Origin of the sequence: Nonomuraea maritima (assembly GCF_900100395.1) — a bacterium.
GTDB classification, from domain to species: domain Bacteria; phylum Actinomycetota; class Actinomycetes; order Streptosporangiales; family Streptosporangiaceae; genus Nonomuraea; species Nonomuraea maritima.
This window is the reverse complement of the sequence record NZ_FNFB01000007.1, coordinates 302,782-321,488: the sequence shown is the minus strand read 5'-3', so window position 1 is coordinate 321,488 and position 18,707 is coordinate 302,782. Positions and strand designations below refer to the sequence as shown.

Below are 18,707 nucleotides of genomic sequence, written 5' to 3'. Positions count from 1 at the left end.
CGCCAAAGCCCGTAAGAACTACGCCGGGACCTCCCCGATCACTCGCGCGTCGGGCAAGAAGAAGGTCGCCCTGGCCCGGTTCATCCACAACGACCGGCTCATCGACGCCCTGCTTACCCAGGCCTTCAGCGCACTGAGGCTCTCGCCCGGCGCGCGGGCCTACTACGACCGGCAACGAGCCCGCGGCTCCAGTCACAACGCCGCCCTGCGTCAGGTCGCCAACCGGCTCGTCGGCATCCTGCACGGATGCCTCAAAACCGACACCCTCTACGACGAGACGACCGCCTGGTCGCATCACGCAGAGTTCGTTGCGGCTTGACATCTACGCTCCTGGGATGTCTTTCAGGAGCGGAGAGCGGAGCATGACGCTGGGACTCGCGGTGCCTTTCGTCGATCCGGCCGCGCTGGTCGCGTGGGCGCGGCGCGCCGACGCCGGCCCGTACGCCCGAATCGGCGTGCCGGACCGGATCGTGTACGACAACCCCGAACCGATGCTCATGCCGCCCACGATGTCCGCTCAGGTGGAGTCCTGGTCCTGGCGGCGGAACAGGCCCAGCTCGCCCGACAGCTCCTCGTCCAGGTGGTGGTCCCGCCATCGCTGCGGCGGGTCGGCCAGCCAGTCGTGGCCGAAAACCGCGTACGGATGATCAGCGCGGACGTACTCCAGCTCGTCATGCCCCAGGTACGCCATCAACGGCCGCCACAACGGCCCGTTCACGAGCACCAGGTACGATGCCGCCAGCCCCGGTTCGTGGAGCCAGGCCCGCAGCATCCGTGCCTGGAAGACGTCCGTGATGGGAGACGGTCCGGCCTCGAAGGCAGGGCAGATGAGGTGCCGCGCGACGGCGACGTGCGCACCGGGAGGCACCGGTGTCCGCCGGCTCATGTCGTGCCAGATCTCACCGACCACCGGATCAGCCTCCAGTTCCGCCGGCTCCGGCCTGCGCAGGGTCAGCCAGCTCATGAAGCCGCGAAGGCGCCCGGTCGTGCGGCACCGCAGAACGGTGAACGCCTCAGGCCGGCGGCCGAGCCAGAACCGGACGGATCCGGCCGTGAGCTCGCCGTGGGAGGTGCGTGCCATGGTGACGAGCTCTTCGTGGTCGCCAGGTGCGGCCTGCGACAGCCGGACGTTCCCGTCCCCCGCCTGGGAGACGTACCGGCTCATGACTCCGCCACGGCGGCGGAGGTGGCCGATCGTGCGCATGACGGCCACGTACGCGTGCGGGGAGCGGGCGTCGCGCAGCAGATCGTCCATGACGTGATGGCGGATCCGCAGGTGCATGCGCGCGTAGCCGGCCGGGTCGCGCCAGCGCAGGTCGTGGTCGAGGGCCTCGCGCAGCACGCCGCCCACGTCCAGGCCGTGGGCGGCCGTCTCGACGTAGGGCCGCGTGCGGAGCCAGTCGAACAGCTCGGTGGCATCGCCGTCCGGCAGCACGGCGGCGAGGAGGTCCTCGGTCGTGTGGCGGGCGTGCGCGCACACGTGCAGCGCCCACCGGTGCAGAGGTGTCGGCGCAGGACCGGCGAGCCGTTCGAGCACCTTGTCGACGACGAACCGTACGGCGTCGCGCCGCAGCGGAAGTCCGGTGGCCGACATGCTCCTGCCGACCTCGGCGGCGAGCGACAGGGGAAAGGGGTGTCCGGCGGCGAAATCCGCGACCGACCCGCGCAGGCCAGGGTCGAGCCCGCGGGCCTCCAGCAGCGCCGCCGACTCCGCGTCGCTGAGGGTGTCGAGGTGCCGGACCACCAGCGTCCCCGACCAGGCCGGGTCGGTGAGCCAGGCGGCGCTCGGCCCGTCCCGTCCCGCCACCACGACGACCGCGTCGCCGGGCAGCCGCCGTAGGAACTCGTCGCGCAGCCACGCCTCGAGATCGCGCAGTTCCTCGAACGCGTCGACGAGCAGGACCGGCTCGGCCGCCCCGGCGAGTTCCTGGGCGCATCGCAGGAGGCGTTCGCGCGGCTCCTCGGCCGCGCCGTGGATCCGCCACACGCGCCGCCCCGCGGCTTCGGCGTCGTCCGCGAGCCGGCGCAGCAACGTCGACTTGCCGATGCCGGCGGGGCCGCAGAAGAAGAGCAGACCGGCGCGCCGGCCGCTGGTCAGCATGGAACGAAAGATGCCGCGCTCAGCGTTCCTGGCGACGAAGCGCTGCTCGGGCCCGTCCGGGGGGAGCTCCGCTCCACTGGTCCAGGGGGCCGCGAGCTCGTCGTGGTCGGCGTCGGCCCGCAGGATCCTGTCGTGGATCGCCCGCAACCGCGGCCCAGGGCCGACGCCCAGCTCACGACTGAGCAGGTCGTACACCATCCGGTAGACCTCCAGCGCCTCCGCCCGCCTGCCGCTGCGGTACAGGGCGATGAGGTAGAGCTCGTACAGCGGCTCCTCGAGCCGGTTCAGCTCGATGAGCAGCGGGGCCTCGGCCACCACGTCGGCGTGCTCCCCCAGGTCCAGGCGGAGCCGCAACAGCTCCTGCGCGGCCGTCAGCCGCAGCCGTTCCAGCCGGAACCGCTCGCGTTCCGCGGCCTCGCCGGGGACTCCGGCGAGCGCCGTACCCGTCCAGAGGCCGAGCGCCTGCTCCAGACGCTTCGCGGCCACCGACAGGTGCCCGTCCGCTCGCTCCTGCCTGGCGGCTTCGACCAGATCGTCGAACTCGGTGGCGTCCAGCTCGAACAGTGCCGGGTCGAGACCGTAGCTCCCGGACCGCGAGCTGATCGCCGAGTCCAGCCCGTGTTCCGACAGCAGCCGCCGGATCCGCGAGATGTAGGTACGGACGACGGCTTCCCCGGTGGCCGGCGCGCGGTCGCCCCACAGTCCGTCGACGAGCTCGCCGATGCGCACGAATCCGCCGCCACCGGCCAGCAGCGCCATGAGGACGGCCTGTTGCTGCGGCGTGCCGAGATCCAGATGCGCGTCACCGCGGTAGAGGGCGGGCGGTCCCAGGATGGTGAACCGCGCCGGGATGTGGTTCGGCTGTCCGATCAAGATCGGAAAGATTCCCTTCGTGAGAGTCCACGCGGCGGACCCGATGCGAGGTTCGCGGCAGTATCTGCCGGTACGGTACGTGCGGCCCGCGCGCCCTCGCGAGCGTCAGGTGACGGTGTACGTGTACGTCACCCTGACGGTCCGCCCCGTCTCCGTTCGCCATCCGTCAAGGAGGTGCCGGCAGGCGGATGTGACGGTTCCGCCAGCCTGAGCGCAGCCGGCGGTCGTGGCTGGCGATCACGATCGCGGCGGGTCCCTCCGCGTGCAGAGCCTCTTCGAGCTCGTCGCAGAGGCGGGGCGAGAGATGGTTGGTGGGCTCGTCGAGCAGCAGCACCTCGGGCGGATCCGCTACCAGCAGCGCCAGGGCGAGTCGGCGGCGCTGACCGACCGACAGCTCTTCCACGCGCAGGTCCACGTCTCGCGCGCTGATCAGGCCGAGCGAGCGCAGCGGCACGGACTCGGCGCGCTCCGCGCCGAGCGTCAGCTCGTACGTCTCCCGCACCGTCCGGTCCGGCCGCTCGAACACGGTGTCCTGGGTCAGCAGCCCGACGCTCAGTCCGCTCCGGCGCCGCACCTGGCCCTCTGCGGCCAGCCGTCCGGCCAGCACCGCAAGGAGCGTCGACTTGCCCGCCCCGTTCGGTCCGGTGACCAGCAACCGTTCTCCCCGTGCCACGTCGAGCCGGTCGATCGAGAGCCGTCCAGGCACCCGTACGTCCCGCAACGCCACAAGGGTCTCGTCCTCGGCCTCGCAGGAGACGGTGCCGGCGACCAGGGGGCGAGCATGGAATCGGAGCGGCGCCGGTGGCGGGGGGACGCGGTCTCGTTCCAGTTCGGCCAGGCGGCGGGCGGCGTTGCGCACCTGTCGCGAGATCTGCTGCTGCACGCGCCCCCCACGGTGGCCGTAGCCCATCTTCTCGTTGTCGCGCCTCAACCCTTCCTGTGCCATCCGTTGCGAGGTCACCGCGACGGCGCGGCGCAGTTCTTCTAGCTCTTCCTGCTCCTCGGCGTGGCGGCGCTCCCATCGCTCCCGCTCGGCGCGCTTGTCGGCCAGGTAGGCCCCGTAGCCGCCGCCGTACCGGACGGGGCCGTCCACCGCCGGGTCGAGGTCGAGCAGGTCCGTGCAGACCGCGTCAAGGAACGCCCGGTCGTGGCTGGCCACGACCACCACTCCGGTCATGCCGCGCAGCTGCTCTTCCACGAACTCCGCGGCGGCGTCGTCCAGGTGGTTGGTCGGCTCGTCGAGGAGCAGCGCGGTGGGCCGCCTGATCAGCAGTGCCGCCAGGGCGAGCCGCCCACGAAGGCCGCCCGACAACGACGCGAGCGCGCGCCCGTGCGGCACGCCGCCCAGACCGAGTCGGTCGAGGACGATCTCCGCGCGCCGGTCGGCGTCCCACGACGCGCGTTGTTGTGCCTGGTCGAGCCTGTTCCCGTACGCGTCGAGCAGCCCGGCGTCGTCCGGGTCCTCGGCCAGCGCGCGGGTGAGCCGGTCGAGTTCGGCCAGGTCCGTACGCGCCTCGCGCAGCGCGTCATCGACCACGTCCGCGATCGTGGCCCCGTCGTCGAACGGTATCTCCTGGTGCAGGAAGCCCAGGTCGGCAGGTCGTGCGACGGTGCCGGAATCTGGCTCGTCCACCCCGGCCAGCAGCCGCAGCAGGGTGGTCTTGCCCGCGCCGTTCTCGCCGATCAGGCCGATCCGGTGGCCGGGTGCGGCGGTGAGGGAGACGCCGTCGAGCACGCGACGCGTGCCCAGCGTCCGTACGAGATCGCGGGCCAGCAGCGCGTCGTTCACCGGCGGGTCCCCCGGTCTCCAGCGGCCGCGCGCTCGAGGACGGCCGTGTCGTCAGGCCAGGAAAAGGACAGGCTGGAGCGGATGATGGACGCATGGGACATGCGAGAGACCTCGTGCGTTCGTGGTCCGGGCAGCGCTGCGCCACCCGGCGAGGGGACAGGGAATGGGGAACGACGACCAGGCACGTCGGCGGCGGTCATATGCGCCTGCCGGGGCCGATCAACTTCCGGTGTCACCCGGAGATGTCGTCGTCACCTGCCACGTCTGGTCTCCTCGAACTGTCGTACACGAGCGTCCTTCACTGTAACCGCCCGCCGCTGCCCGGCGGAACGCACGATTCGGCGGTTCGAGGGGGTGTCGGGTGACTCAAGACCATAGGCGTGGTCCGTATACGTCTCGTTGACGACGCCGAACTGATCGAACGTCTTCCCCGCTGTCGGGGCGGTGCTGCGAGCGCTGGGGTCAGCGCGTGGCGGCCGCGTGTGACTTCTTGCGTGCCCGATAGGCGGCCGCCTTGCGCTTGTTGCCGCACGACTCCATGCCGCACCACTCCCGGCGTCCGCCACGTGATCGGTCGACGAAGATCTTGGTGCACTCGGGGTCGGCGCACTCCTTCATCAGCGGCACGTCCGGCCCGCTGAGCAGCTCGATGGCGTGCCTGGCCACGCTGGACAGCGCCTGGGCCGGGGTCGCCTCGACCCACCGCCCCGTGACGGTGAGCCGGGGCGTGGCCGAGGGCGTGCGCGCGGTCTCGTTCACCAGGGCGAGCGCCTCGCTGTCGTACGGATCACCGGCGAGCCTGTTGGTGACCAGCACGTAGACGGCCTCGCGCACCGCCACCGCCCGGCCCAGATCCGTCTCGGCGCAAGGAGAGACGGAGTCGGTGATGCCGGACTCCAGGTACCAGGCATCGAGCCGGTCCGGTGTGTCGAGCGTCTCGACGCGTGCCGTGCGGCGCGCGCGGAGCGTGCAGGCGAGGTCGAGCGCGGGGTTGCCGCAGATGAACACGTGCTTCACGTCACCATTTTGACAGGTGACTCCCGGTCCTACTGCTCGGACAGGTGACGCGGGCGCGGCGAGCTCACCACACCTGCGCGAAGCAGGCGAGGGCGACGGCTGCGACGAGTACGGCCACCGACAACGTCCTCAGCAGGTTCGACGTGCGCGACATGATGCTCCTTCCGCATGTACGGCATGTGTGCCATGGCGATCTCCTCGCCCGGCAATCACCGAGCCGAACAGGTGGGCCTCGATGGCGTCACCCGTCCAACTGGTGACGATGCTGACAGCACCATCGTCACCGGTCAAGCCGGTGATGCACAAAAGAGACAGACCTGACGGATTTCTTACGGCCACCCCCTGAAGTGCGCGAATGGCGTTCGCACCTGCTCGAATCGCCCTGTGACCGACTCACCAGAACGACCCGAAAGCGGGCCGCCCATCGCGCGGCGGGTGATGTTCTCGATGCTCGCCGCCGGCGCCGCAGGTCTCGTCGCGGCCCCCTACGTCCAAGGCGGCTGGGAGAAGATCCTCGGGACCGTCTCGCAGAACGACCCCACCGGCCTCACCGGGCTGTTGCCCAACCCCGGCGGCTTCCGCTACTTCAGCGTGGCGGGCTCGGTGCCCCGTAAGAACGACACGAACTACCGGCTGACCGTCGACGGCCTCGTCGAGCGCCCCGCGACGTACACGCTCGACGACCTGCGCGCCATGCCGCAGCGCCGGGTCGTCGGTGACGTCGAGTGCACCGACGGCTGGCGAGTTCCGCGGACCCCCTTCGACGGCGTGCCGCTCTCCCACCTCCTGGAGCCGGCCGGCGTACGGCCGGAGGGCAAGGCGATCCGCTTCACCTGCTTCGACGGCGTCTACAGCGAGAGCCTCACACTCGCGCAGGCCCGCCGCCCTGACGTGCTGATCGCCTTGAGGATGCTGGACGAGCCGATGCGCCACGAACACGGAGGACCCGTGCGGCTCTATGTGGCGCCGATGTACTTCTACAAGTCCGCCAAGTGGCTGTCCGGCATCACGGTCACCGACACGGTCGTCCCCGGCTATTGGGAGGAGTACGGCTATGACGTCGACGGCTGGCTCGACGACGCCGACGCATCCGTCTGAGCGTTCCCGTCGCGTACGGCGCTTCACCCGCGCCGAGCGCCTCGTCCATCGCGCCACGGCCGCTCTCATGCTGCTGTGCGTAGGAGCGGCTGCCTGCCTGTACTTCTCGCCGCTCGCCCAACTGGTCGGCCGTCGGCACCTCGTGGTCGTCGTCCACGAGTGGTCGGGCATCCTGCTGCCGGCCCCGTACCTGCTCGGCCTGGCCTCCTCCGCCTTCCGCGCCGACCTGCGCAAGCTCAACCGCTGGGCGCGCCACGACACGGAGTGGCTGCGAGCCGTCCGCAGGGGCTGGACCTCTCCTGCGCTCCGGCCCGCCGGCAAGTTCAACGCCGGTCAGAAGATCTACGCCGGGTGGATCGCGGGGGCCGTGCCGATCATGATGTTCACGGGGCTGCTGATGTGGTTCACCGGACTCCTGCCGATCATCTCGCGGACGAACGCCATCTTCGTGCACGACGTGACGGCTCTGGCGATCGCTCTGGTCGTGCTGGGGCACATCAGGCTGGCGTATCGCGATCCGCAGGCACGCAGCGGGATGCGTACCGGCATCGTGGACCGGGCGTGGGCGCGGCGAGAACACTCCGAATGGCTGCAGGAGGACCGCCGCCGGACAGGTTCACCCTGATCACGCCGCTCCCGAGGCGGCCCGCGTCGGATGCCACCGCCCCCTGTCCGCAACCGGACGGCAGGCGGTCGACCACGAGATCAACCGCCTCTCAGCAGTCCTCAGTCTCGGCCCGGTACGCTCCGGGCGACTCGGCGGTCCCGAGGTGCTCACCATCGTGGACACGCCCGAGCCCCAGCCCCTCCCGACCGAGGTGCTCGTCCGGGTCAGGGCGATCGGGCTGAACCCGCTGGAGGCGCGCCTTCGCGCCGGCGAGTTCCCGCTGATCGGCCGGCCGCCGTTCATCCTCGGCCGGGACATCAGCGGCGTGGTCGAGAAGTCACCGCGGACGTGGCGGTTCAGGCCCGGCGACGAGGTGTTCGGGATGCCGCTGCTCCCTCGGCCGGCGAGCGCGTACGCCGAACTCGTATCAGCGCCGGCGCTGCACCTGGTACGCACGGTGGAAACGGCGGCATCCACGGGTGAGGCCATCGGCGGATCATCGCACGCTCGTGTCCTCTTCAAGACCACCACGCCAACCCGGCGGGCCGGGCGATCGACCTGCTCGACAGCGCGGAGTCGTCCTCGCGAGCCCGAGCGCACGCCAATACGGGACCTTCGCTGTCCCCGGTGGGAGGGGCCGCCGTATCACCAGGGCACCCGGCCGTTCTCGTCGAAGAAGCCGCCCGTTTCTCCGTCGTCGCCGACCGTGGCCCAGTACACCGGAGCACGGGCGCCCTCGTCAGCGCTGCGGTGCCCCTGGAAACCGTTCAGGTCGGTCGCGACGTACCCTGGCGTCACGGCGTTGATCTTCACGTGGGCCAGCTCGGGATCGTCCAGGAAGGCGTTGGCGTACTTGACGGTCAGCATGTTCACCGCGGTCTTGGTCGCGGAGTAGGAGAACGACTCGTGCGAGCGGGCGAACATCGAGCCCTGCTCGGTGGCCTTCGCGAAGATGGCCGAGTCGCTGGAGATGTTGACGATCCGCGCGGCCGAGGATTCGCGCAGCAGCGGCAGCATCGCGTGGATGACGCGGACCAGGCCGAACACGTTCGTACCGAACTCCAGGCGCATGTCATCGGCTGACACCTCGATGGCGGGCTTGCGGTTCAGCACCCCGGCGTTGTTGACCAGGATGTCCAGGCGGCCGTACTCGTCTTCGACGAACTGGGCCGCCTTCCTGACCGAGACCTCGTCGGTGATGTCCATCTGGACGGGCCGAACCGTGACGCCGGCGGCGGCGAGTTCGGCGGCCGCCTGTGCGCCGCGCCCCACCCGCGAGGACCTCGTCGAAGAGGTCCACCGCGAGGAGGTCGAGCAGCTGTGCCGCGCGGCTGCCGACATCGGCGACCTCCCCCCCTGGGAGGCGCTCGCCGCATGGCTGCGCCGTTTCGTCGACTACATCGGCGCCAAGCTCGCCTACTCCGACGCGCTCAACCGCACCACTGACAGTTTCCAGGCCCACCGCAAGGCGATGCGCGACGCCGGCGGACCGCTGCTTGAGCGCGCGCAACGCGCCGGCGTCGCAAACCCCGAGCCGTCGATCGACGACCTCCTGCGGATGTTCGCCGGCATCAGCACTGTCGAGTACGTCGACGACGCCCAGCGCGAACGGGTTCTCCGGCTGGCTCTCGCAGGGTTGCGCGCCTCGCCCGTCGATCGATGACCTGCCCGGGCCGGCTGCCGGAACGGCCGACCCGCCACGTCAGCGCCGGACGTCGTACACACGGCTGGCGGGGCCTTCCGCGGCCAGTTTCCAGCTGCGCAGGCCCGCCTCGTGCGCGATGGTCCGCAGGACGTCCTCGCCGGCGTGGTTCCCCAGCGCGTACGGCCCCTTCTGCGCCACCGCCCCGGGCAGGCACAGCGTCGCGGACGTCGCGGTGAACGACCGGCCGATCGGATTGATGTTGTCCTGGGGCGCCGCGGCGGCGTTCGGCTCGACCACCAGGCAGGCACCGCCGACGGCCAGCGCCCGCGCGGCCCGCCGGAACGCGGCGCCGGGGTCACCGAGGTCGTGCAGGCAGTCGAAGTAGGTGATCAGGCCGTAGTCTCCGCCGGGGAAGTCTCCCGCGGCCGCGACTTCGAAGGTGACGCGCTCCGCCAGTCCCTGCTCCTCCGCCGCGCGCCGCGCCCGCTCGATTGAGGGGAGGTGGAAGTCGAAGCCGTGGAAGCGGGAGTTGGGGAACGCCCGCGCCATGAGCAGCGTGCTGTGGCCGAAGCCGCAGCCGACGTCGGCGACGGACATGCCTCGCTCCAGCCCCGCCACGACGCCGTCCAGGGCCGGCAACCACTCCGATACCAGGGCCGCCGCATATCCGGGACGGAAGAACGTGGCCACCCCCTCGTACAGTGCCGGTCCGTGTTCCTGCCAGCCCACGCCTTCGCCCGTGCGGTAGGCGTCCACCAGCGCGTCCTCGCTGGCGTAGAGCGACTGGAGCATGGTGAACGCCCCTGCCGAGTACGTTGCGGCGCCCGGGTCCGCGAGCACCGCGGCGTGCTCGTCGGTGAGCAGGTAGGTGTCCGTGCCGGGCTCGTACAGCACGTACTGGCCGGCCACCTGGGAGGCCAGCCACTCCCGTACGTACCGCTCGTCGAGGCGGGTGCGAGCGGCGAGGTCCTGTGAGGTCAGCGGCCCGGCTCCGGCCATCGCCTCGTAGAGCCCGAGCCGGACGCCGATCGACGTGCACAGGCCCGCGAAGGCGGCACCGCTGTCGATCATCACGCGTTCCTGGAATTCCAGCACGCGATCCTGATCAAGCGTCTTTCCCATGATGTCCCCCGTTGTCATTCATCGATGTGGCCGCACGCTGAGCCGCGAGACAGACGTCCGTAGTGGGGGAAAGTACCTAACCGGTGTCCGCGCCTTCTATACGAACAGATGACGACGAATCCGGGCGCGATCCGGGGTTCGGTGAGCCTGAGGCGGCGTCTTCGAGGTAGGCGCCGTGAGAAGATCTTGCGCGGCCTCGACCGCGGACACCAAGGCCTCGGCGAGACGCGGTCAGAGCCGTTCGTCCGTCCCGGCCCAGGAGCCGGGACGAGGACGCGCCCGGATCGCTGCTGAAACCAACACAGGTGGAGGGCTCGTGAACGACCTGAGTCGTGGTGTCGATCAGTCGGACGAGGTGCCGTTGGTCGGTGACGGCGTCACCCAAGGCATCGTGCGGGTCGGCGACACCGTGCGCCGCCCGGTCCGGCCCTTCACCCTGACGATCCAGGCCTACCTGGCGCACCTGCACGCCGAGGGCTTCTCAGGAGCGCCCGTCCCTCTCGGGCTCGACGAGCGCGGACGCGAGGTGTTGTCCTTCGTCCCCGGCGACGTTCCCCGTGAACCGCTCCCGCCGCAGACGGCGAGGGAGGAGGTGCTGGTCGCACTGGCGCAGCTCATCCGGCGACTGCACGACGCCGCCGAGCGCTGGGTCGCGCCCGAGGACGCCGTCTGGGGCGGGATCCCCGGGACACGGGTCCGGACCTCGACCCCGGACGGTGAGCCGCCGCTGGTGAGCCACCGCGACTACTGCCCCGGCAACGTCGTCTTCCGTGACGGCCTGCCCGTGGCGCTCATTGACTTCGACCTGGCCAAGCCCACGACGCGGGTCGACGACCTCGCCAACGCCCTCTACTACTGGGCGCCGCTGATGCATCCCGAGGACCGGGCGCCCGCCTTCCGCGACCTCGACATCCCGCACCGTGTCGCGGTGTTTGCCGACGCGTACGGCATGACGCCGCGGCAGCGTCGCATCCTGGTCTCCGCGGCCGGCACGATGATCGGCCGGTTCCACGTCAACATGCGCACCGCAGCTGAACAAGACCCCGTGTTCCGGCGCTTTTGGGACGAGGGCGCGAAGGATCGGCTCCCCCGCGCCGAGACGTGGATCCAGCAGGAGGGCCCGGCCATCACAGCCGAGATCGCCGTTCGCTGAGCATGGCGTGGCCGGTCACAGGCCGAGTCGTTCCCTCTCGACGTGGTCCAGGGCCATGCGCACCGCGCCGAGTGCGATGCTCTCCTCGCCGAACGTGGACAGGGTGACCTCGGGAGGGTTGAGGCACATCTCGGCCAGGTGAGCCCGGATCCGGGCGAGCAGCGACTCTCCCCCGCGCGAGAACCCGCCGCCCACGACGACCAGCTCGGGGTCCACCACGAGCACGAGCGCCGACGCGCCGCGCGCGATCCCGTGCGCGAGCCGGTCCACGACCGCGAGTGCCTGCTCGTCGCCCTCCCGCGCCGCCTCGAAGATCTCCGCCGCGTCCCGTCCCGCCTCCGCGAGCACGACGGACGAGTCCTCCCATCCGGACAGCGGCAATCCGCCCAGCTCACCGGCACTGCCGGTGCGGCCGGTACGCAACCGGCCGTCGAGCAGCAAGCCGTGTCCTGACCGATAGCCGGCGAGCACGTAGACCAGGTCGTCGACATGGCGAGCGCTGCCCCGCCAGTGCTCGGCGACCGCCGCGAGGTTCGCGTCGTTGGCCGCGAACCCGGGGCAACCGAACCATCTCCCGACCTGGCCGGCGAGGTCGAGCCCGGTCCAGCCGGGGACGATGGTGGAGACCGACACCCTGCCGGACCGGTCGACGACACCCGAGGTGCCCGCCGCTGCCGCCCACAGGCCTCCACGCGCCGACCCGGCCGCCTCCACGCACGCGGTGGCGGCTCGTTCGGCCAGCACGAGGCGTTCGGCGGCGGGCGTGTGCTCGTCCGCGTCGAGCCGCCGCTCCTCGATCACGTCGCCGTTCAGGTCGGCCAGCATGGCGAGGATTCGCCGCGGCCCCACGTCCAGCCCGAGGACGTGACCCGCTTCGGCCCTGAACGTGAAGCGCCGGGCGGGTCGCCCCGCCCGGCCCTCGGTCGGCGCGACCTCGCGCGCGAGCCCTCGCTCGGTCAGGTCGGAGAGCGCCGCCTCCGCGGTCTGCCGCGACAGGCCGGCGGCGCGCGCGAGCTGGGTCAGCGTCTGCGGCCCGCTCTGGCGCAGGGCGAGCAGGATGGCACGCGTGTTGAGGCGGCGCAGCAGGGCGGTGTCGTGAGTATCGCCGAGAGTTCTCATAAAGCCCCTTGACGGTCTGACTGCACCAACCTTAGCTTTACGTCGCGTCTTCTCATAATTGAGGTGGGGAACATGCGGCAGGTTGATCTGGCCCTGGTCGGTGCGGGCGACCGAGGGACGACATACACGAAGTACGCGACGATGGACGGTCGTGCCAGACTCGCCGCCGTGGCCGAGCCCGATCCGCGGCGCCGGGAGGCGCTGCTCGCCGAGCACCCGGACGCCGTGGGCTTCGGCGACTGGCGCGAGCTCGCCGAGCAGCCGCGGCTCGCCGACGCGGTGGTGATCGCGACGCTGGACGCCGGCCACGTGGAACCGGCGGTGCGCTTGGCCGAGCTCGGCTACCACATCCTGCTGGAGAAGCCGATGGCCGTCCGGCTGGAGGACTGCCGGCGCATCGTGGCGGCCGCCGAACGGACAGGGGTGTTGTTCACCGTCTGTCACGTGATGCGGTACACCTCGTACACCCGCGAGGTCAAAGCCGTGCTCGACAGCGGGCGGCTCGGCGAGATCGTGACCATCGACCACCTGGAGCCTGTCGGCTGGTGGCACCACGCTCACTCCTACGTGCGCGGCAACTGGCGTCGCAGCGATCAGGCCACGTTCATGCTGCTGGCCAAGTCGTGCCACGATCTCGACTGGCTGACGTACCTGATGGGCCGCCGGGTCACCCGGGTGTCGTCGTTCGGGGGCCTGAAGCACTTCACGGCCGAGAACCAGCCGGCGGGCGCGGCGGATCGCTGTCTCGACTGCACCGTCGCGGACGAGTGCCCCTACGACGCCCAGCGCATCTACCTGCCTTTCGTGGGCGGCCAGAACCGCTGGCCGCTGTCCGTGCTGAGCGAGGACGTCACGGAGGCGGGCGTGCTGCGCGCGCTGCGCGATGGCCCCTACGGCAGGTGCGTGTACGCGTGCGACAACGACGTGGTCGACCACCAGGTGGTCAACCTGGACTTCGACGGCGGCGCGACGGCTTCGTTCACCATGACCGCCTTCTCCCCCATGTCTCCGCGCAAGACCCGCATCTTCGGCACGCGTGGCTCGCTTGAGGGCGACGGCGCCAAGCTCACCGTGACCGATTTCGTGACCGGGAACGTCGAGGTCATCGACACGAACCCGCCCGCGGACGGGCACGGCGGCGGCGACCAGGGCCTGGTCACGGCGTTCCTGGACGCCCTCAGCCGCAACGACCGGTCCCCCATCCTGTCCGACCCCCGCGAAAGCCTGCACAGTCACGAGATCGCGTGGGCGGCGGAGGAGGCCCGCCTCACCGGAACCGTCGTCACCCTGTAGGCGGGGCATGACGAGCATCCGAACGAAAAGTCCCGTTAGCGGAGCGGAGTTGAGCGGCTTGCCGTGACTTTCCGTTCGGATGTGTCTCGCCGAAGGGTTTTCGCAGGTCACGGCATATGCGGCTGGGTAGCCTCGACGGCTGCAACGCGGGCGGTGTACACCCGGTGCGCCTTGCGCTCAGCCGGGCCAGCGCTGTCGGCGGCGGCAGCACTCTGCTCCAGCATGGCGCGGTGAAGTGCGAGCGGGGCCACTATGCGGACCGAATAGCCGGGGCCGCGGCGGATGTTCCGTCCTGAGACGAGGGCCAGGCGGACGACCTCGTCCCCGGCGATGCGCAGTAGATCGGCGAGTCGTCCGGGCACGTCGAGGACCACGTCCACTTGTGGGGCGAGCACATCGTCCAACTCGCCGGGGCGGATTGGGGGCATGTCGAGCGGGCCAGACAGGTAGCGGGCGCCGGCGGCGTCGAGAACGCGGCGGATGGTCTTGGGGGCGACGCGGTGCTGCCGGGCCAGCGCCTTGACTGCGGTGCCCTGGCGGTAGGCCGCCACGATGGCGGTCGCCGTGCTCGGGTCGAGGGCGGCGGGGCGGCCCAGGGTCTTGCCAGCCGCCTCGGCCGCAGCGACACCCTCGCGGGTGTTCTCGCTGATCATGTCGCGCTGGAACTCCAGCACGGCGGCCAGGACGGAGACCATCATCTTGGTTCCGGGGTCGTCGCTGGCCAGGTCGATCCCCGACAGCAGGCCGGACTCGACGCGCAGGGTGCAGTCCCCGGCGGATGAGCACCGGGCGCAGGGCGAGGATGTCGGCGACCGAGCGGAACAGGCGGGCGGCGTCGGCGATGCGGATGGTGTCGCCGACGGCGGCCTCGTGAAGCAACCGGGTGAATCCGGCGCGGTCCAGGGAGAGCTGGCGGCTGGAGGTGGCGGGGTCCTCATAGGCGGGGGCGCCGGCGGCGAGCAGGGCGGACAGGGCGTGGCGCTGGCGGGCGTCGCCGCAGCGCCACCGCACAACACGATCATCGTCGACCACCACTACGGCCTGGAGCTGGCCAGGGTGTTCGGCGGCGGCACCATGAGCTCCTCCGACGGCCAACGGTTCCCCGTCCGCGGCAAGACGCTGACCGGCCGGACCATGGTCATTCACGGCGGCCAGGTGCTGTCCACCTACACCCATGTCTCCGACCAGTGGTCAACGTACGGCACGAAGATCATGTGCCGACGGCGCGGGAGGCGCACTATGTCCTGGACGACTTCCTGGGCAACGCGACCGACCTTCCGATCGCCGAGCATGCGACCGATACTCACGGCGCCACGTTGATCAACTTTGCGTTGTTCGACCTGGTCGGCAAAGCCCTCACCCCGAGGATGCGGGATCTGACCCGGGTCACCCTGGTCCGGGACGACACCCCGACTGAGATCGCCAAGCGCTACCCGCATGCCGGGCCGCTGCTGGGCGCGCGCTGGAATGAAGACCTGGTGGCCGGCTGCTGGCCGGACCTGCTGCGGATGGCCGGGTCGCTGAAGTACGGCCAGGCCACCGCCTCGCTGATCGTCGGAAGGTGGTCGGCCGCATCGCGGCAGAACACCCTGGCCGCCGCGCTGAAGGAGTGGGGCATGCTCAGCAGGACCGTCCACCTGGCCAAATACCTCTCGGACCCGGCCTTCGGGCGGAAGATCTCGCGGCAATTGAACAAGGGCGAGAGCCTGCACGCGCTGCGCCGCGACCTGCACTACGCCCAGCAGGGCACCATCACTCGCCCGCACCTGGAACAGCAGACCGAGCAGGCGTGGTGCCTGACCCTGCTGACCAACTCGGTGGTCGCCTGGACGACAGAATATTATTCTCGGGCGGTGCTGGAGCTGCGTTCCCAGGGCCGGGAGGTGAGCGACGAGATCCTCTCCCATATCTCGCCCGGCCACAGCGACAACATCAACTTCTTCGGCGTGATCAACGTTGACGTCGAGGCGGAGCTGGCCAAGCTCGACACCAGCGGCTGGCGGCCGCTTCGGCCCGTCCAACTGCGCGAGCTGGGGCTGACCCCGTGACCTGAGTCCCTCGAAGAGGGGCAAAAGCCTCGCACCTGCCCGGACGGAGCGAGGCCGGCGGGCCGACGGCGCGGGGTTATCGGTTTGTCGGCTGGTCCGCGGTCAAGGGCGCGGTGGACTTGCGGTGGTGAGAGGCGCGGGCTTTGGCGCGGTTGCCGCAGATGTCCATGGAGCACCAGGTCCGGCGCCGGTTGCGGGAGTGGTCGTAGTAGGCCCATCGGCAGCTTGGCTCCCGGCAGGCCTTCAGCCGCGTCCACGTGCCTTCCGGCACAGCCTCGGCCACGACGGCGAGGAGCCTGGCCAGCGCCGCCTCCACCGACCCCCGGGCGCGGGCGACCAGTCGGGGCGGGGAAACGGTCACGTCGAGCATCAGCGGGAAGTCGCGGGTGAGGTCGGCGAGTTCGGCGCGGGCGGCGGGGTTGAGGCCGTCCGGGCGCGGGCTGGAGACCGGCTCGGTGTTGTTCTCGGCGATCAGTGCGCGTAGTCCCTCGCGGATGCGTTCGGCTTGGTCGCGCTGCTCGGCGTTCACCACCGTGTCGACCGGTATCAGGCCGCGGGCGTGCAACCACGTCGCCAGCTGTTGCGGGGTTGCGATCTCGTCGCCGTCGCGGCGGCGGGTGTTGATGAACTCCTCGATCACGCGCAGCGGCATCGGTGCCGTCCCGGTTGCGAGGTTGTCCGGCACGGGCTCGGTGGCACGCTCATCCATCACGTCTCGCAGCCTATCCGGCTATCGGCGATGGTAGGTTACTTAACCGACGTAATTGGTACGTCAGTTAGATCAGAAGGGGTCGCTGGTGAGCATCAGCATCGGCAACATCTGCATCGACACGAACGACCTGGCCGGCAGCACCGCCTTCTGGCAGGCGGTTACCGGGTACCAGGTCGCGTCCTCGGACGAAGGCGCCACCTACCTGGAGGACGCGAACAAGAGCGGCGTGGGCCTGTCCCTGCAGGCCGTGCCCGAGGGCCGGGAGGGCAAGAACCGGCTGCACCTGGACCTGTCCACTGATGACCTGGCAGGCGAGGTCGGTCGGATTCGGGCCCTTGGCGCGAGTGAAGTGCGGCGCTTCGACGGCTGGGTCGTGCTGGCCGACCCCGAGGGCAACCAGTTCTGCGTCGTCGCCGCATAGACGAACTCGCCACCGCGCGACGCCGGTATCCCACCACCACTACAGAAGAGACAGATATGGCCTCCGTGCACAAAGAGATCATCATCGATGCCGACCCCGCGGCCGTGTGGGCGATCATCAGTGACTTCACCGACGGCCCCGTCCGGATGGCGCCGGGCTTCGTCACCGACAGCCGGCTCGACGAACCGGACGTCAGGGTCGTCACGTTCGCCGACGGAACCGTGGTGCGGGAGCGGCTCATCGCGCTCGACGATGAGCTGCGCCGGCTCGTCTTCTCGGTCATCGGCGGCACCATGCAGCCGGAACACGACAACGCCTCGATGCAAGTCATCCCGCACGGCGACGGCCGCAGCCGGTTCGTATGGATCCACGACGTGCAACCGGACGACCTCACCATCCCGATGGGCGCCGGAATGGGCCACGGCCTGAACATCTTCAAGCAGACGGTGGAGTCCTCCAGCGAGCACCTCGGCTAGGTCAGCCGCGTCATTGCTGGTCGCGGTCCTCCCCGTGAGGACTGTGACCAGCTGCGTGACCGAACGGGGCTGCCCACCATTCGGCGGCAGGCCGGTCCGGCTTGGTCCGGCGATCAGCCGCGCCCGTTTACTCGTGACCGGTGTCTCCGGTGTCTCCGATGGCTCTGGGGCGGTCAGGGAGGCCGGCAGTGTTGTGGTCATGCGGGCGGCGGGCGCTCACCCGCTTGGACCACCGGGTGCAGACGAGGTGGTCGACCGTGCGTACCGGTCGGCGAGGCGGCGCAGGTGGGTGAGGAGTTCCGGCGGCCCGGCGACGTCGAAGTCCGCGCCGAGCAGGCTCAGGTAGACAGCGAGGGTCTCGACCGTGTCCGCGCCGGTGTGCAGGACGCAGGTGTGTTCGTCGAGGCGTTCGACCGTTCCGACCGCCGGGCTGATCCGTTCGGCGACGACTTCGGCCGGCGCGTGCACGGTGACGTGCGCCTGGTAGCGCCAGGCGGCGGCGGACACCCGGCGTGACACGTAGGCGGCGACGTCGTCGTCGGGCAGGTCGCGCGGGGTGAAGCGGGGGCCGGTCGGGGTGCGGGGTCGGATCCGGTCGACGCGGAAGGTACGCCAGTCGCCGCGCTGGAGGTCCCACGCCAGCAGATACCAGCGGCGGCCCCAGTTGACCAGCCGGTACGGCTCGACGGTACGCACCGTGGCCGCGCCGGAATGGTCGTGGTAGTCGAACCGGAGCCGTTCCCGGTCGCGGCAGACCGCGGTCAGGGTGGTCAGGAGCGACGGGTCGACGCTGGGAGTCGCGTCGTCGCGGGGCACGGGCACCGTGTAGGTCTGCAGGGTGTTGACCCGGCGGCGCAGCCGGGACGGCAGCACCTGCTCCAGCTTCGCCAGCGCCCGCAGGGACGCCTCCTCGATCCCCGCGATGGCGCCGCCGGTGGCGGTCCGCAGGCCGACCGTGATGGCGACCGCTTCCTCGTCGTCCAGCAGCAGCGGCGGCATCGCGGCGCCGGCACCGAGCCGGTAGCCGCCGGCGGCGCCGCGCGTGGCCTGCACCGGGTAGCCGAGGCCGCGCAGGCGCTCTACGTCGGTGCGCACGGTCCGCCCGCTCACTCCGAGGCGCTCGGCGAGTTCGGCGCCGGTCCAGTCGCGCGGGGTTTGCAGGAGGGAGAGCAGCCGCAGGAGGCGGGCGGAGGTTTCCAACACCTTTTCAGGATCTCAGACCATTAGGAAGAA

Annotated in this window: 18 protein-coding genes and 3 pseudogenes; 11 read left to right on the top strand and 10 right to left on the bottom strand. The window is 70.5% G+C overall.

Features of this window, described 5'->3' with window-relative positions:
* A partial coding sequence (locus BLR04_RS15645) for a transposase (protein ID WP_143022060.1) occupies positions 1 to 319 on the top strand: 319 nt, incomplete at its 5' end.
* A gap of 198 nt (positions 320 to 517) precedes the next feature.
* Here the strand turns inward: BLR04_RS15645 and BLR04_RS15640 are convergent.
* From BLR04_RS15640 to BLR04_RS15630, 3 genes are all read right to left on the bottom strand, one after another.
* The gene (locus BLR04_RS15640; RefSeq protein WP_218128972.1) at positions 518 to 2,974 is read right to left on the bottom strand and encodes a BTAD domain-containing putative transcriptional regulator; all 2,457 of its coding nucleotides are present in this window, start codon (positions 2,972 to 2,974) and stop codon (positions 518 to 520) included.
* 166 nt (positions 2,975 to 3,140) lie between these two features.
* Positions 3,141 to 4,763 carry an ABC-F family ATP-binding cassette domain-containing protein gene (locus BLR04_RS15635; protein ID WP_090764723.1) on the bottom strand — a complete coding sequence of 541 codons (1,623 nt, stop codon included), beginning with the start codon at positions 4,761 to 4,763 and terminating at the stop codon, positions 3,141 to 3,143.
* 462 nt (positions 4,764 to 5,225) lie between these two features.
* Complete coding sequence (locus tag BLR04_RS15630; protein WP_090764720.1) at positions 5,226 to 5,780, bottom strand: CGNR zinc finger domain-containing protein; 555 nt, start codon at positions 5,778 to 5,780, stop codon at positions 5,226 to 5,228.
* Between the two features lie 186 nt (positions 5,781 to 5,966).
* Here BLR04_RS15630 and BLR04_RS42350 point away from each other — a divergent pair, with 186 nt between their 5' ends.
* The 4 genes and pseudogenes from BLR04_RS42350 to BLR04_RS42570 all read left to right on the top strand — a co-directional run.
* The gene (locus BLR04_RS42350; RefSeq protein ID WP_281191460.1) at positions 5,967 to 6,101 is read left to right on the top strand and encodes a hypothetical protein; all 135 of its coding nucleotides are present in this window, start codon (positions 5,967 to 5,969) and stop codon (positions 6,099 to 6,101) included.
* A 63-nt stretch (positions 6,102 to 6,164) separates the two neighbouring features.
* Entirely contained in the window at positions 6,165 to 6,878 is a 714-nt protein-coding gene (locus BLR04_RS15625) for a molybdopterin-dependent oxidoreductase (protein ID WP_218128970.1), read from the top strand.
* Complete coding sequence (locus BLR04_RS15620; protein WP_090764714.1) at positions 6,835 to 7,503, top strand: cytochrome b/b6 domain-containing protein; 669 nt, start codon at positions 6,835 to 6,837, stop codon at positions 7,501 to 7,503. The genes BLR04_RS15625 and BLR04_RS15620 overlap by 44 nt, the downstream gene beginning before the upstream one ends.
* A 145-nt stretch (positions 7,504 to 7,648) precedes the next feature.
* Positions 7,649 to 7,864 (top strand): annotated as a pseudogene (locus tag BLR04_RS42570) (alcohol dehydrogenase catalytic domain-containing protein); the annotation flags it as partial.
* A 266-nt stretch (positions 7,865 to 8,130) separates the two neighbouring features.
* On the opposite strand, the gene BLR04_RS15610 reads toward BLR04_RS42570, so the two are convergent.
* Positions 8,131 to 8,757, bottom strand: coding sequence for an SDR family NAD(P)-dependent oxidoreductase (locus BLR04_RS15610; RefSeq protein WP_176903104.1), 627 nt, complete (start codon positions 8,755 to 8,757; stop codon positions 8,131 to 8,133).
* Between BLR04_RS15610 and BLR04_RS40645 the strand changes: the two genes are divergently transcribed.
* Positions 8,684 to 9,148: an SbtR family transcriptional regulator gene (locus BLR04_RS40645; RefSeq protein WP_176903075.1), complete on the top strand. Its 465-nt coding sequence runs from the start codon at positions 8,684 to 8,686 to the stop codon at positions 9,146 to 9,148. The two genes, BLR04_RS15610 and BLR04_RS40645, sit on opposite strands and share 74 nt — an antisense overlap.
* A 39-nt stretch (positions 9,149 to 9,187) precedes the next feature.
* Here the strand turns inward: BLR04_RS40645 and BLR04_RS15600 are convergent, their stop codons facing one another.
* Positions 9,188 to 10,252 carry a class I SAM-dependent methyltransferase gene (locus BLR04_RS15600; RefSeq protein WP_218128968.1) on the bottom strand — a complete coding sequence of 355 codons (1,065 nt, stop codon included), beginning with the start codon at positions 10,250 to 10,252 and terminating at the stop codon, positions 9,188 to 9,190.
* A 316-nt stretch (positions 10,253 to 10,568) separates the two neighbouring features.
* On the opposite strand from BLR04_RS15600, the gene BLR04_RS15595 reads away from it, so the two are divergent.
* Positions 10,569 to 11,405, top strand: coding sequence for a phosphotransferase enzyme family protein (locus tag BLR04_RS15595; protein WP_218128966.1), 837 nt, complete (start codon positions 10,569 to 10,571; stop codon positions 11,403 to 11,405).
* Positions 11,406 to 11,420: 15 nt separating this feature from the next.
* Here the strand turns inward: BLR04_RS15595 and BLR04_RS15590 are convergent, their stop codons facing one another.
* Positions 11,421 to 12,524 (bottom strand): ROK family transcriptional regulator, encoded by a 1,104-nt coding sequence (locus tag BLR04_RS15590; RefSeq protein WP_090764701.1) that lies wholly within the window; start codon positions 12,522 to 12,524, stop codon positions 11,421 to 11,423.
* A 72-nt stretch (positions 12,525 to 12,596) separates the two neighbouring features.
* Here BLR04_RS15590 and BLR04_RS15585 point away from each other — a divergent pair, with 72 nt between their 5' ends.
* Entirely contained in the window at positions 12,597 to 13,817 is a 1,221-nt protein-coding gene (locus tag BLR04_RS15585) for a Gfo/Idh/MocA family protein (RefSeq protein WP_090764698.1), read from the top strand.
* A 107-nt stretch (positions 13,818 to 13,924) separates the two neighbouring features.
* Here the strand turns inward: BLR04_RS15585 and BLR04_RS42345 are convergent, their stop codons facing one another.
* Together BLR04_RS42345 and BLR04_RS42755 are read right to left on the bottom strand one after the other, a co-directional pair.
* Positions 13,925 to 14,491 (bottom strand): hypothetical protein, encoded by a 567-nt coding sequence (locus tag BLR04_RS42345; RefSeq protein ID WP_281191459.1) that lies wholly within the window; start codon positions 14,489 to 14,491, stop codon positions 13,925 to 13,927.
* Positions 14,492 to 14,642: 151 nt separating this feature from the next.
* Positions 14,643 to 14,993: pseudogene (locus tag BLR04_RS42755) on the bottom strand (hypothetical protein); the annotation flags it as partial.
* Here BLR04_RS42755 and BLR04_RS15575 point away from each other — a divergent pair.
* Positions 14,874 to 15,865 (top strand): annotated as a pseudogene (locus BLR04_RS15575) (Tn3 family transposase). The pseudogenes BLR04_RS42755 and BLR04_RS15575 overlap by 120 nt on opposite strands.
* 76 nt (positions 15,866 to 15,941) lie before the next feature.
* Here the strand turns inward: BLR04_RS15575 and BLR04_RS15570 are convergent.
* Positions 15,942 to 16,574, bottom strand: a complete 633-nt coding sequence (locus BLR04_RS15570) for a CGNR zinc finger domain-containing protein (protein WP_245740275.1) — start codon at positions 16,572 to 16,574, stop codon at positions 15,942 to 15,944.
* 88 nt (positions 16,575 to 16,662) lie between these two features.
* Here BLR04_RS15570 and BLR04_RS15565 point away from each other — a divergent pair, with 88 nt between their 5' ends.
* Positions 16,663 to 16,998, top strand: coding sequence for a VOC family protein (locus BLR04_RS15565; RefSeq protein ID WP_090764692.1), 336 nt, complete (start codon positions 16,663 to 16,665; stop codon positions 16,996 to 16,998).
* A 56-nt stretch (positions 16,999 to 17,054) separates the two neighbouring features.
* Entirely contained in the window at positions 17,055 to 17,474 is a 420-nt protein-coding gene (locus BLR04_RS15560) for an SRPBCC family protein (protein WP_090764689.1), read from the top strand.
* A 216-nt stretch (positions 17,475 to 17,690) separates the two neighbouring features.
* Here the strand turns inward: BLR04_RS15560 and BLR04_RS15555 are convergent, their stop codons facing one another.
* Complete coding sequence (locus BLR04_RS15555) at positions 17,691 to 18,677, bottom strand: helix-turn-helix transcriptional regulator (RefSeq protein WP_176903102.1); 987 nt, start codon at positions 18,675 to 18,677, stop codon at positions 17,691 to 17,693.
* Positions 18,678 to 18,707 lie beyond the last annotated feature (30 nt).

Excerpts from the sequence above, each read along its gene's own strand:
- BLR04_RS15560 (WP_090764689.1), top strand. The coding sequence starts at position 17,055 with ATGGCCTCCGTGCACAAAGAGATCATCATCGATGCCGACCCCGCGGCC.
- BLR04_RS15600 (WP_218128968.1), bottom strand. The coding sequence starts at position 10,252 with ATGGGAAAGACGCTTGATCAGGATCGCGTGCTGGAATTCCAGGAACGC.
- BLR04_RS40645 (WP_176903075.1), top strand. The coding sequence starts at position 8,684 with ATGTCCATCTGGACGGGCCGAACCGTGACGCCGGCGGCGGCGAGTTCG.
- BLR04_RS15570 (WP_245740275.1), bottom strand. The coding sequence starts at position 16,574 with ATGGATGAGCGTGCCACCGAGCCCGTGCCGGACAACCTCGCAACCGGG.
- BLR04_RS15590 (WP_090764701.1), bottom strand. The coding sequence starts at position 12,524 with ATGAGAACTCTCGGCGATACTCACGACACCGCCCTGCTGCGCCGCCTC.
- BLR04_RS15585 (WP_090764698.1), top strand. The coding sequence starts at position 12,597 with ATGCGGCAGGTTGATCTGGCCCTGGTCGGTGCGGGCGACCGAGGGACG.
- BLR04_RS15620 (WP_090764714.1), top strand. The coding sequence starts at position 6,835 with ATGACGTCGACGGCTGGCTCGACGACGCCGACGCATCCGTCTGAGCGT.
- BLR04_RS42350 (WP_281191460.1), top strand. The coding sequence starts at position 5,967 with ATGGCGATCTCCTCGCCCGGCAATCACCGAGCCGAACAGGTGGGCCTC.